Here is a 12,186-nt window from a genome sequence, read left to right as displayed (position 1 = left end):
GTCTGGCGGCACTTCGGGAATCGGCTGCAGCCCAAGAATGCCCCGTAGGCGCCCTTGCGCTGGACGAGGGTGCCTTCGCCGCAGCCGGGACACACCCGGATCTTCGCGCTGGAGGCCCGCGAGCTGTCCACGGCGACGTCCGGGCCCTCAAGGAGTTCGACGATGAATGGCGACTCCAGGCCCGTGACGGTGAAGATCGTGACGCCGTGCCGAGCGCGTGTCAGGGCGACGTAGAACAGGCGGCGTTCCTCGGAGTGCGGGAACCCGTCATCGCCGGTCATCGCGAGCGACAGGACCGGATCGTCGTGGATCTGGCTGGGGAACCCATAGGTGCCCCGAGTCACGCTCGGCAGCACGACGTAGTCGGCTTCGAGTCCCTTCGACCGGTGGACGGTGCGGAAGGTGACGTCGAGCTTCGGATAGGTCCGCTGCGGGAGGAGTTGCTCCTCGAAGCGGTAGCGGCCGAGCACGTCGACGCTGCTTCCGGGCGCATGGGTCGTCAGCTTCGCGAGGTGGTCCGCAATTGCATTGGGGATCGCCTCGCGGCTATCGACGCGAACGATGGTGACGGGCGGACCGCCGTCTCCCCTGGCCGCTCGGACGGTCTTGCTGATCTGGGCGGGGTTGCGGGAGACGAAACGGCTGGCGACATCGGCGATGGTCTGGGTGCAGCGGAACGTTGTCTGAAGTCGGCGCGTCTGTGCTGGGCCGAAGTAGGCAGCGAAGTCGGTCATCACCGACAGGTCGGCGCCGGCGAAGCGGTTGATGGCCTGCCAGTCATCGCCCACCGCGAGCAGGTACTTCCCGTTGCCATGCAGGAGTGCCTTGGTCAGCCTCGCCCGCGCCCGACTCGTGTCTTGGAACTCGTCCACCATCACCAGATCGAAACAAGCCAGGCCGGGATCGCGCTCCACGAGTTCGGCGGCCTGCAGGAGCATGTCGTCGAAGTCCACCGCGTTGATGGCGCGGAGGTCAGCCTCCCAACGGTCATGGATCCGCCAGTACAGGTCCAGGAAGAGCCGGGTCCGGGGGCTTGCGCGCTTCGGCCCTTGGAGCAGGCGCGCGTCCAGGTCCTCGCGCGTCAGGGAGCCTGACTTCACGTGCGACATGAAGGTGCGGACCAAGCGGGCGAGCCGCTCGTGCTCCAGCGGGATCGCTCCGGGGATCGGGCGGTCGGGGTTCCAGTTGAGGTCCAGGCCGTGGCCCGAGAGGTCCTTAGCGAAGGTCTCGAAGCCGCTCAGGTCGATGATCTCGTGCCACTTCGTCTCCACGAGCGAGGTACCGAAATGCTCGTGAAGCTGCTTCTTCCACTGCATGGATTCGGCGTAACCGGTGAAGCTCTCAGGCGGTGTGCCATCGGCTCGCAGCGCCCAATGCTCGTGCCAGAGGTCGGCGTCGGGGTAGAAGAAGTCGGGGCGGTACTGCGAGTGGGCCCCGTCGGSCACGTCGTAGGCGTAGGGGCGCTCGTACTCGTAGTTGACGCCGTTCAGGAACAGCCAGTCGGCAATGAGACGCTCGCCCTCGCTGCGGACGGTCTCGCCGCGATAAGTCTGGAACCCGGTGAGCCGAGTTGACCGGTCATAGCCATCCGGTTCGCCGCCGTCGGGCTCATCGGACATCCGACCGTACAGAAGCCTGAATGCGTCCCACCTGTACCGGAAGTCGGGAGAGGACCCACGCAGGTCGTCGACGATCCGCTCTATCTTCGCGGCGTCCTGCCCATTCTCCACCCACGGCGCGATGCTGGGCTTCCGCCCAGTGGCCTGACCGATCAGCGCCAGCCCGAACGAGTGGAACGTGCTGGCCCGGAGTCCTTCGGAGGAGAGACCGAGGACGCCGAGCCGAGTCCTCACGCGCTCCTGAAGCTCTTTGGCGGCATCGGCGTTGAACGCGAGCATGAGGATCCGGTCGGCTGGGACGAATCCCCGCTCGATCGCATAGGCGGCGCGGGCCACCATGACCGACGTCTTGCCTGAGCCGGCCGCGGCGATGACCCGCACGCGGCTGTCGAAGGCGACGACGGCGCCGACCTGTTCTTCGGTGAGCGGCGACTTCTCGACCCTGTCGAAGAAGCCCCGCCGCGTCGAGCGTTCGCGCAGAAGGATCTCGTCGTTGGCGAGAGCGATGCGCGCGCGGTGGTCCGCGTCGAGGAAGTCCAGGGTGCGTGTCTCCTCGTCCGTCAGGTGGCTGATCAGTGCGGCGTCCTCGGCCGCACTCAACTTGGCCATCACATCCGCCCGGCTCGGAAGCCCTGTCAGCACCGTTCCGACGGCGTCGTGGGAGATCCATCGCTGCTCGTCGAGGCGCGAGGCAAGGAGGCGTTCGAAAGCAGTCCGTCGCTCGACCACGAGTGCGAGATCGGGACCGATCTTCCCGCGGGCGAGCACCAGGTGGATGGCGGCACGGATCTTCTTCGCGTCGCGACGGCCAACGCCGCCGAGCCTCTTCTTCGGAGTTCCTCGAACGACCAGAGTGCTGTGCATCCAGCTTCGCGACACCGTGATCCGTTCGGCTTCCGTGCCGACGAACACTTCGGTGTTGGTGGTCTCGGAGAGCGTGAGGCGGTCGTGGTTGTGCGACAGCGTCCACCCACCGGTGCCTGACCAGGTGTTGCTCACGGTCAGCGACCGTCGCAGATGCCCGTGCGGGGCAGTTCCAACCCGCAGGTGGGACAGACGGGAGTGACCCGCTCCGCGGTTGCCGTGCCGCCGCCTCCGCCGGGTGCATATCCCGGCAGGGTCGTCAGCTCCCCGTCGATCCACACGTAGGTCTTGCCGATGTAGAGCGCGCGCGCGCCGTCCTTTCCCAGCGCGATGTACGACCGCGAGTAGGGGATCCAGATGCGGTCTGCGTCGACGTGGGCGACCAGTTCCCTCACTTTGCTCCGCGCTTCGATGGGCATGTTGAACGCTTCCATGGCGCTGTCGACGGTGTCGAACGCGGTGCGCCCCTGGCCGTTCAGTTCGGCCGCGCACGCCGTGCACAGCTCAAGCCTTGCGGCGTCCTGCTCAGTCGCCACCCGCAACTCACTCGTGGCGCTGAAGTGGGAGCACCCCCGAATGTGGAGCTTGCCGCCGCCGACGGTCCGGATCAGCTGCTCTCCCGCCCGTGCAGCGAGGGCCGTCGGGTCCGGCGCGGTCGAGTCCGTCATGCTTGTTCATTCGGCACGCTCGACGTCCGACACAAGCCGTTCCGCTGTGGCACGCCTGACCTTGCACGTGGCTCGCAGATCTGTCGATGCGGTACGAACGCGCGCAGGACCTCGCCCGCTGCGCCCGCGGTCAACTGTGGCGAGTGGAGCCAATGGCCCCACTCGCAGAGCCGGTGAGAGCTTTAGCCGTGGCTGGCCATTCGAGCGACGAGGGCCTCGATCCGAACGAGCTCCTTCTCGACTTGTCCGAGCGTGCTGTTCGGCGGGATGGCCAGGCGCGCCCCGAAGAGGCATGAGTGGGTGCCCTGAGCGACCTTCATCCCCCAGCCCTTGCCCAGCCAAGCCGGGGCCCCAGCGTCAACGATGGCCTTCCACTTCTCCTTGTCCGTCGGGTCACTCGGGCGAGCCGCCGTCGTCTGCCACGCGTACCCGGGATGCGGAGAACCGGTCTCGTCCAGGATCTGCTCCTTGAAGAGCTTGTGGAGCAGCGCCCAATCGAAGCCTGCGGATGTCGTGACGAAGTCTTGGCGTAGGCCGAGCAACACGACGGGGCCCTTGAGTCGTTGGCTGTAAGGCCGAACAGGGTCCGGCTTCCACTCGTAGGCAGTCATCCCTTCCTGGATCTCTGCAGTCACGACGTGATCGGGCTTCGACGCGGGTGCCCACATGCGGACCGCCCAGTTCCCGCCGCCGGAGGAGGGATCGAGGTCGTGTTCCAACGCGCTCCACGAGTCCATCCGTCGGGAGAGCCATGCAACTCGAGCGCGTAGAGCCAGTTCCATCCCAGCGGCGTCGGCGGGGACGTCATTCCACACTGTGGCAGCGTCGACGACCGGTACCAGAGTCGCGAGCTGGGTCCGCCAGGCGCGCGCGGTGGTCGAGACCCAGGTGTGGGTGCTCACCGCATAGGCATCGAGAACCTCCTCCCACGTCACTGACTTCCAAGGATCCGCGTGGCGCAGGACGACGGGTAGCCCGGCGAGGTGCAGCACGCGGTAAGCGCCGGCGTCCGGAAACGCGGCAGCGTACCGAGTCAGTTGTTGCGGTCCGAGATCGGAGAGGAGCTTGACCTCGATGGCCGCGACAGGCGTCCCGCCACGTTGGAGGAGTAGATCGAGCCGGTCCGCTCGTCCCGATGGCCCTGAGACGCTGACCTCGCGGCTGACCGAATCGAACTCCACTCCCAACAGAGCGGCGAGTGGCGAAGGGTCGGATGTCAGCAGTACTGCAAGGAGGTCACTCCAACGGTTCTCGCTGGCACCCGGGACGATGAACGACAGGTTCGGCGCTGGGTCTGATTCGGTCACCTCACGATCATGCGGGCACCCACCGTTTCCGGTCAGCAATGAGGCCGTGCCAGCCTGGCCGTGCCGCAGCTCCGCAATGCTGACGGCTCGGCTCGGCTCGGCCCGGGCCTGGTGCTCAGGCGCGGCGCTGCGAAGCCGTCGGGTAGTCGACGCCGTAGTGCTGGGCAATGAGCGCGGTCGTCTCGCAGCCCCAGCTAAGGCGGCGCTCGATCGATTCCGAGTCGGCCTCGTCGTCGTCGCAGACGCCCGTACCCGACCCGCAGTCACGGTGCAGCGCCAGGAGCCTTCGCGCGAGCAGGTCGTCTATCCCGTTGAGGCGGCGCATTGCTTCGACCCACCGTGCAGCGGAGGCGGCGGTGGGCTCCTCTACCTCGTGCACGACGTCCATGTGCAGGGCCGCGCTCGCCTCCTCGTCGTACTCATATCGCGTCACCCGCAGGACGCTACGCCACGGGCGCTGTGGTTCGCGGCGAATGCGGTGCCACCGGATCCTTGGAACGTCACGACCACTGGTGCCCCCGGCGGGCGAACCGATTTCAGCTGCAGCGGCGCCGCACGGTTCGYGGCATGGTTGCAGTCGCCCCCTAGGGTGTCGTTCAAGTGCTTCGATGTCATCGGTAGGCCGCGTCTGCTGGGGTGCCGTTGTTCGCCCTGTCGCTCGACGAGAGGACCACGACCGTTGACCACCTTCGACGACATCTGGCGGCGCATCGAGGCGCACGCCGGCGCGGAGTTCCGCACAGTGACCGGTGAACCGTTCACGTACCGTGTCCCCGGCGCCTACCTTCGCGTAACCCGGGTGGGGCGAGAGATCAACCGCTCCCTGTCGCGTACGAACTTCCTGCGCGCAGCGGAGCGCATGCCCGCCACTCGGCCGTCCGACCTCCACGATCGGCAGGGCCCGTCCTACACCTGGGCAATTCTGATGGACGACCGGATCCGCCACGGCGATTGGTGACATCTCGCACGCCTGCGCGGCGGACAAGCGAGCATTCCGAGCACGAGGCGAGAACGCTGATGCCTCTCGACTCGGGCAGTCCGGACGTTGCTGCTGGAGTCGTCGCACCTATCTCGAGAAACGGGCCAGGATGCACCGGCGACCAGGCTCGAAGACCTCCTCGATCATCTCTGCTACGCCGTCACCATTGGGTGCCCGGCGGATCCCCAGCCACAGTTACCCCGACGAGTCGGCTCAGGAAATGGCCTCGCCGACGGAGGCCGGGCGTTTGCTCTGCTCCGACCGGGCAGGATGGGCAGATGGATACGCACGTCAGGACACCTCAAGAGATCTTCCTGATGCCGCAGCACCTCGTGGTGCCCCCGTTTCAGCGCCCCTACGTCTGGAACAGGGACGAGCAGTGGGCGCCCCTGTGGCACGACGTGCGTCGCCTGGCGGAGCTCCGGCTAGAAGACCGGTTCGGCAACCCGACCCACTTCCTGGGGGCGGTGGTGGTCCAGTCCCAGGACCCGATTCCCGGCAGCCTTCAAGCCGCCAACGTCATCGATGGACAGCAGCGGCTGACCACGGTCCAGCTGCTAATGGATGCGGTTGCCGCAGTGCTCGAGGAGATGGGCTCCGACGCCCTCGCCGACCAGCTCGATGCCCTGACGCACAACCAGTCCATGTACGTGCCGGCTGGGGAGACGCACCTGAAGCTGCGTCACACCAACCGGGACCGGGCCGCCTTCGACGAGGTGATGTCCTCGGAGCCGCCGGTCGATCACGCGCGGCTGCGGCACGCGGGTTCGTTGGTCGCGCTCGCGCACGAGTACTTCACCGACATGGTGCGTGAGTGGCTCGGACTCGCCGCGGTGGCCGACGCAGGCCCCGAGGATCGCAGCGCTGCGTTGGTCGACGCGTTGACGCGCGGGCTACAGATTGTCTCGATCAACCTGGCACCGAACGAGAACTCCCAGGAGATCTTCGAGACTCTCAACGCGCGCGGAACGCCCCTGACGGCGGCCGACCTGATCAAGAACTTCGTCTTCCAGCGGTTGGCCTCCGAGGGTGTCGACACCAAGCGCGCGTATGCCGAGGACTGGCCGTTCGAGTCGAAGTTCTGGGAAGTTGAGCTCAGTGTTGGCCGGTACCCCGTCACCCGCAGCTCGCTGTTCTTCAACCAGTGGCTCATCTCCCGGGTGGGCGAGGAGATCAGTCCGAAAGCGACGTTCTCCCGGTTCAAAGCGTTCGTCGAACGCGAGTCGGGTCAGAAAGTGTCTGAGCTGCTGCCTGTGATCAAGGCGCAAGCCGAGGCATATGAGGGATGGATAACAGCCGCTGAGGACCCGTACCGCCAGCTCACTCGGGTGGAGATGGCGTTCTACCGGATGCGGGCCTCGGAGCTCGAGCTCCTCAAACCCCTCGTTCTCTGGTTGCGCGAACCAGGGCGCGACATCCCCTCGGACGTCGTCGACGAGGTCGTCGGTATGGCCGAGAGCTGGGTGGTGCGGCGTCAGCTGCTCAGGCTCGCGGGTGGGGACCTCGGCCGGATCGTGGCAGACATCATCCGAGTTCACCGCGACGCGGCGCCCGTGGATCTCGGGGCACGTGTCCGTGTCCATCTGGCCCGCCTCAGTGTGACAAGCACCTACTGGCCCGGCGACGAGGAGATTCGACGAGCCCTCGCCTCGGAGCAGGTGTACCGGCGGTTCAAGCGGTCGAGACTGCGGTTCCTCCTTGAGGCGATCGAGGACCGATCCCGTGCGAGTACCCGCCAGCCGCAAGTCCCTCGGGCCGGCTACCCGATCGAGCACGTACTTCCACAGAAGTGGGCGGATCACTGGCCGGTAGCGACGGAGGCGGACGAGGTGAATCGCGCCGACCACGTCCACCGCCTCGGCAATCTGACTCTGCTCACCGCGTCCCTGAACTCCAAGGTGTCCAACGGCCCGTGGGGTGCGAAGCGAGAGGCTCTGCAGCAGCACGACACGCTGCTGCTCAACAGCCGGTTGCTGCGGTCGGCGCCCGACGTCTGGGACGAGGCCGGCATCGATGAGCGCACAGCTCAGATGGTCGACTCGATCCTTGCGACGTGGCCGGTACCTGACGGTCATGCGGGCAGCGTCGACGACCCGCTGGCTAAGAAGGCGCAGGACTGGGTTGAGTTGAAGCACCTCATCGGCGCCGGACTGCTTGTGCCCGGGACTGTGCTCACTCCTCGGGCGGGTAGGTGGCAGCAGCACCAGGCGCTTGTCCGACCGAACGGCCAACTCGATGTCGACGGACACACATTCGAATCACCTTCCGGGGCGGGGACGTACGTTCGGGGAGGGAGTACCAATGGTTGGCATTTCTGGCGGCTGCCTGACGGTCGGTCGCTGCTCGACGTTCGGTCGGCGTACAACGGCACGAAGCCCAAGTCGTCGGTCGCGCCGTTTGACTGGGCGCTGTTGCACGCGATCCTGAACGCGATTCCCGAAGGTCACTGGACGACCTACGGACAGCTGGCCGACGTAGTCGGCACGGCTCCGCAACCCGTCGGAAATCACATCGCCTCGTGTCCGCAGTGCATCAATGCCCATCGAGTCTTGGCGACCGGTGGCGTCGTCTCCGCGCACTTCGCCTGGATCGATCCTGATGACACCCGTGACCCGGCGGTCCTCTTGCGTTCCGAAGGCGTCCAGGTTGTCGACGGCCGGGCTGATCCCGAAAGGGCTCTTGGTGCGGACGAACTACTCAAGCTCGTGGAGCCTAGCGACGCACTCGGCGTTGACTGACCACTCGGGCCGGGGACTTGAGTCGGCGGCCTCGGCTTGTGCGATGGCGAGATCCGTTTAGCGCGATCCTCAGGCTAGGATCAGATGGTTGAGGTTTCGCCCAAGCTGGAGCGAGCGGTGTGCTCCGCAGGCGGGACCAGATCACTACTCCGGGATTTTGTGCAACTGCGTAGGCGACCGATTTTCGGCCCGCCAAAACCCTTTTCGACGCTTCGAAAGCCGGGCCGCCGGGTCGCGTTGACCCCGTCAACGGTCGAGCCCGAACCGACGAGATTCGTCCGAGCCGGTCACGAGCGAACCTGCAGGTAGCGGTCCCGAACCAACGGTTTCAGACGGCTCTCAACGCATTCGATTCCCGCCGCCTCCACCTTGTACGTGCCCCGACCGGCAATTGCGCGGTCTGTGGGGCTATGGGTTGGCGCTCTCAACGGAAATGCCAGACTGCGTCCGGCTCAGTCCTGGCGCGTGGCCCTCGAAGGCCCTAGAGCCCGTCGCCCGAGCTATCGGGTGAAGGGACTGCCGGTGGGGTCCACGCGTGCCGATATGTGTTGCACGCACGGCTAGCAACGCGTCAGCAGGACGGCCCGCGCGGTCTTCGCATTCAGGACCGCAGCCCGCTGACGATTGCGTTGTCACACCGAACAGCCGGATACTCTCAAAGTGGGCGATTGCTGCGGTCCAGGCGACTATCAGGCCACGTTCACTGACCGGTTCGCGCGCCAGATGGCGCAGCGGTTCCGCAAGCGCGGCCTGACTCGCGTCGAGGAGCGGCTGGTCGGGTTTCTCACCGAGCGCGGCATCGAGGGCGCCACGGTCCTGGAGATCGGCGGGGGCGTAGGCCAGATCCAGATCGAGCTCCTACGCGGCGGAGCGGCCTTGGCGACGAACCTAGAGATCTCGACCAACTACGAAGACGAGGCTCGACTTCTGCTCGAAGATTCCGGATTGACCGGACAAGTGAGGCGCCGGTTCCTCGACATCGCGACGGCTCCGGACGACGTCGAGCCGGCCGACGTGGTCGTGCTGCACCGCGTCGTGTGCTGCTACCCGGATTACGAACGGCTGCTCGCGGCTGCAGGTAGCCATGCCCGGCGGCTGCTGGTCTTCTCCCACCCACCGCGCAACGGGATGACTCGTGTGGCGCTGTGGTGTGAGAACGAGTTGCGACGACTGAGGCGCAACGACTTCCGCGCCTTCGTGCATTCGCCCACGGGCATGGAGGGCGTCCTGACAGCTCAGGGGCTGACCCCTCGCTACCGTCATCCTGGTCTGGTCTGGGATGTCGTCGGGTTCGAACGATGACCAGGCGTGCCCAGATATCCGGTCTGGTCTTGGGGCGAGCGCAGTGGTCGAGTGATTGCCGGAGTCGCGCTTGGAGGTAGCGCACAGTGAGAGACCGCGCCGCAACCGGCCCCGCTCTTCGAGCCCTCGCGGAGTCGGCCAAGATGGTCTGTTGCGTGTACGCCGATCGTGCAGTTCGCGTCGCGCTGACAGACCGGCGCGGCACGCGACGCCCCACGACGAGAGCCGGCAGGTGTTCAGGCGGCTCGCCGCCGGCGTGCATCAGCCCAGGCGGGTCATCTGCTCCTGCTGCAGGGCGATGAGGTGCCGGCCGATCTCGAAGAACGCCACGGTGCCCGGAGGCCCCGCCGCCGTCCAGAGCACACGTCCGTCAGTGACGTCGACCGCCGTGAGGATCGGCTCCTGGTCGTCGTACCCGGTCGTGACGAGGACGGCGTGACCATCGGTGAGCAGGGGACGGCAGGCCCGCAGATCGTCCGGAGCGGTCCACAGGCGTTCGCCGGTGCGGGTGTCCACCGCGACGAGGTCGTCCCCGAAGGTGGTGATCAGGCGGTCGTCCAGCAGGAGGTCCCAGTCCTCAGGCGTCGCCTCCGCGCTCCATCGGGGCTCGCCGGTCCGGGCGTCGAGCGCGACGACCTCGGTGGCGCTCGCGCTGGTGGTCAGCGGCAGGTCGCTCGCCGAGCCGTCGTCGACGGCGAGCCTGAGGTGAGGACCGTCGATCGGGAACCCATCCCCGGCATCGGAGGCAGAGACGGTGCCGTACGGGAGGGTGCCCGGAACGTCCGGGGTGCCCACGACGAATCGGCCGTCGGCGAGCTCCACCGGGCGCAGGCCGTCTCCCGCCGGCCACTCACCCAGGACCTCACCGTCTTCGGACAGGGCCATCGTTAGGGGACCGCTCACCACGGTGACGCCGTGCTCAGTCCTCGTCTCGGGTGCGTGTGGCCCCCGTCCAAACCCGGCGCCGGGCAGCGGTTGCTCGCTCCGGGCGGTCCAGCGCACCCGACCGGTCAGGGGGTCCTCGCGTGTCACCTGCACGCGTCCGTCCGAGAGCACGGTCGTCACCAGGATGTCGGAGCCGAGCGTCTCCACGGTGCCGAACCCGTACTCGAGGCTCCGATCGCTGACCCTCTCCCCGGTCTGCGCGTCGAGCACCACCAAGCAGGCCTCGGATCCGGGGCCGTGCGCCGGGAGCTCGGCCGCTGAGGAGGCGGGGAGACCCAAGCGGCAGACGATGTGCGTGCTCACCGCGCGCGGTCCCGAAATCGTCTTCGATCCCCGCCACCTCCACGTCGAGGAAGTCCCCGACGGCGTCGTCCTCGACGACCTTGAGGTCTGGTGCCGGTAGGAGGCTCCCTTCGAGCTCCTGGCTCGATGCACCGGTCGAATAGGTGCCCTCGACCCACGCCCTCCCGACTACGAGGCGCCACGTCGTCGGTCGAGGGATCGGCTGAGGTGACCGAGACGGCGGCGGTCGTGCCGTCTGGGCTCAGGGTGGAGGTTCCCGGGGTGCGCAGGAGCGGCAGGTCTGCAAGGGAGCACCGGAGCAGCTACGCCTGCGCGCGCGGCTCGCGGGTGTTGTGCCCGGGTACCGACGGCGAGACGATTCTCGGGACAGGACGGAGCTCCCCGTGACGTATGCGCACGCGGTCGCCATACCTGAGCAGGCCCCGTCGCGCGACGCCGGTCGCGCGCCACGACCGCACTCGCCGGCCCGACTCGAGGCCCGCACGCCCGGTATGCGCCACGAGCTCGACCGGTTCGCTGCGCGCGCGCTCGAAGGGCCGGGTGAGGCCGTCGCCTCGGGGCTGAGGGCCGAGGCTGAGCGGGTCACGGGTGCGGACCTCTCGGGCGTCCGGCTGCATATCGGCCCTCGTGCGCGCGCCGCGGGGCGCGCGGCCGGCGCATCCGCGTTTACCGTCGGCCGAGACGTCGCGCTTGCCGTCGGCCAGGGCCGGCCGCTTCCCGAGCGCCTTGTGGCGCACGAGCTCGTCCACGTCGCCCAGCAGACCCAACCTGGCTCGGCGAGCCCAGACCAAGCCGAGCGACAGGCACGGGCGGTCGACGCCGGCTTCCACGCCGGCGCGGGTCTGGCCGGGGAGGACGTCCTCGGCACGGGTGTCCAGTACATAGCGTTCGCGGCGACGGACTGGCTGCAGTCGACGCCGAACGTGCGTGACTACGGATACTCCGCGTTGCTCGAGGAGCTGACCGAGGTCGACGAGTGGATCTCCCGCCAGGTAGCGAGCACGCCCGAGACCGACCGAATGGAGGACGCCAAGGAGGCGCTCACGGCGGAGATCGCGCGTCGCCAGGGTGCGATGGCGGCCCAGGACGGGCCGCGGCCGCGTCGACGCGGAAGGCGGGGGAGGCAGGCAGCGGCCGAGCCCGAGCTGCCGCCGCAGACCGAGATGCCCCGGATCCTGCGCGAGCAGACCAGCACGCAGACGACGGACCCCGCGGAGATCCGGGCGGAGGTCGACCGGATCACGTCGTGGCTCCAGCGACCCGACCTCTCGCGCGACGACCGAGCGATCCTCCGACAGGAGCTAGGAAGCCTAGCGCCCGGCCTCCAGGCCGACCTGGCGCAGGCGAGCTCCGAGCGTCGCCAGGCTCGCCTCGCGCGGGCGCTGAGCCCGAGCTCGTCGGGAGACCGGGCGGGCGTGGTCGCGAACCTGCGGACGATCGACTCGATCCGCCCCTACCAGG

The 12,186-nt window shown here is 67.7% G+C and carries 9 protein-coding genes; 4 read left to right on the top strand and 5 right to left on the bottom strand.

Annotation, left to right across the window (positions count from 1 at the left end; all coding sequences use genetic code 11):
* The 4 genes from AC1DUQ_RS07260 to AC1DUQ_RS07245 all read right to left on the bottom strand — a co-directional run.
* On the bottom strand, positions 1–2,618 hold a 2,618-nt coding region (locus tag AC1DUQ_RS07260), incomplete at its 3' end, for a UvrD-helicase domain-containing protein (RefSeq protein ID WP_477073577.1).
* 2 nt (positions 2,619–2,620) lie between these two features.
* Entirely contained in the window at positions 2,621–3,151 is a 531-nt protein-coding gene (locus AC1DUQ_RS07255; protein ID WP_477073576.1) for a hypothetical protein, read from the bottom strand.
* A gap of 182 nt (positions 3,152–3,333) precedes the next feature.
* Complete coding sequence (locus AC1DUQ_RS07250) at positions 3,334–4,458, bottom strand: hypothetical protein (protein WP_477073575.1); 1,125 nt, start codon at positions 4,456–4,458, stop codon at positions 3,334–3,336.
* A gap of 115 nt (positions 4,459–4,573) precedes the next feature.
* A complete protein-coding gene (locus AC1DUQ_RS07245; RefSeq protein ID WP_477073574.1) occupies positions 4,574–4,891 on the bottom strand; it encodes a hypothetical protein in 318 nt (105 codons plus the stop codon).
* Positions 4,892–5,137: 246 nt separating this feature from the next.
* Here AC1DUQ_RS07245 and AC1DUQ_RS07240 point away from each other — a divergent pair, with 246 nt between their 5' ends.
* The 3 genes from AC1DUQ_RS07240 (at position 5,138) to AC1DUQ_RS07230 (ending at position 9,477) form a co-directional block, all read left to right on the top strand.
* Positions 5,138–5,416 (top strand): hypothetical protein, encoded by a 279-nt coding sequence (locus AC1DUQ_RS07240; RefSeq protein ID WP_477073573.1) that lies wholly within the window; start codon positions 5,138–5,140, stop codon positions 5,414–5,416.
* 299 nt (positions 5,417–5,715) lie between these two features.
* On the top strand, positions 5,716–8,175 hold the full coding sequence (locus tag AC1DUQ_RS07235) for a GmrSD restriction endonuclease domain-containing protein (RefSeq protein WP_477073572.1): 2,460 nt from the start codon (positions 5,716–5,718) through the stop codon (positions 8,173–8,175).
* 660 nt (positions 8,176–8,835) lie between these two features.
* Positions 8,836–9,477, top strand: coding sequence for a class I SAM-dependent methyltransferase (locus AC1DUQ_RS07230; protein WP_477060620.1), 642 nt, complete (start codon positions 8,836–8,838; stop codon positions 9,475–9,477).
* Between the two features lie 261 nt (positions 9,478–9,738).
* Here AC1DUQ_RS07230 and AC1DUQ_RS07225 read toward each other — a convergent pair whose 3' ends face one another.
* Positions 9,739–10,701 carry an outer membrane protein assembly factor BamB family protein gene (locus AC1DUQ_RS07225; protein WP_477060621.1) on the bottom strand — a complete coding sequence of 321 codons (963 nt, stop codon included), beginning with the start codon at positions 10,699–10,701 and terminating at the stop codon, positions 9,739–9,741.
* Between the two features lie 407 nt (positions 10,702–11,108).
* Between AC1DUQ_RS07225 and AC1DUQ_RS07220 the strand changes: the two genes are divergently transcribed.
* On the top strand, positions 11,109–12,186 hold a 1,078-nt coding region (locus AC1DUQ_RS07220), incomplete at its 3' end, for an eCIS core domain-containing protein (RefSeq protein WP_477073571.1).

It is taken from the genome of Cellulomonas sp. P4_B5_2, from assembly GCF_056402235.1.
Note: the sequence above shows the minus strand (reverse complement) of the source record. Positions and strands in the feature narration are given on the sequence as shown.

Coding starts and splice junctions, on each gene's coding strand:
- AC1DUQ_RS07255 (WP_477073576.1), bottom strand. CDS start 3,151: ATGACGGACTCGACCGCGCCGGACCCGACGGCCCTCGCTGCACGGGCG.
- AC1DUQ_RS07235 (WP_477073572.1), top strand. CDS start 5,716: ATGGATACGCACGTCAGGACACCTCAAGAGATCTTCCTGATGCCGCAG.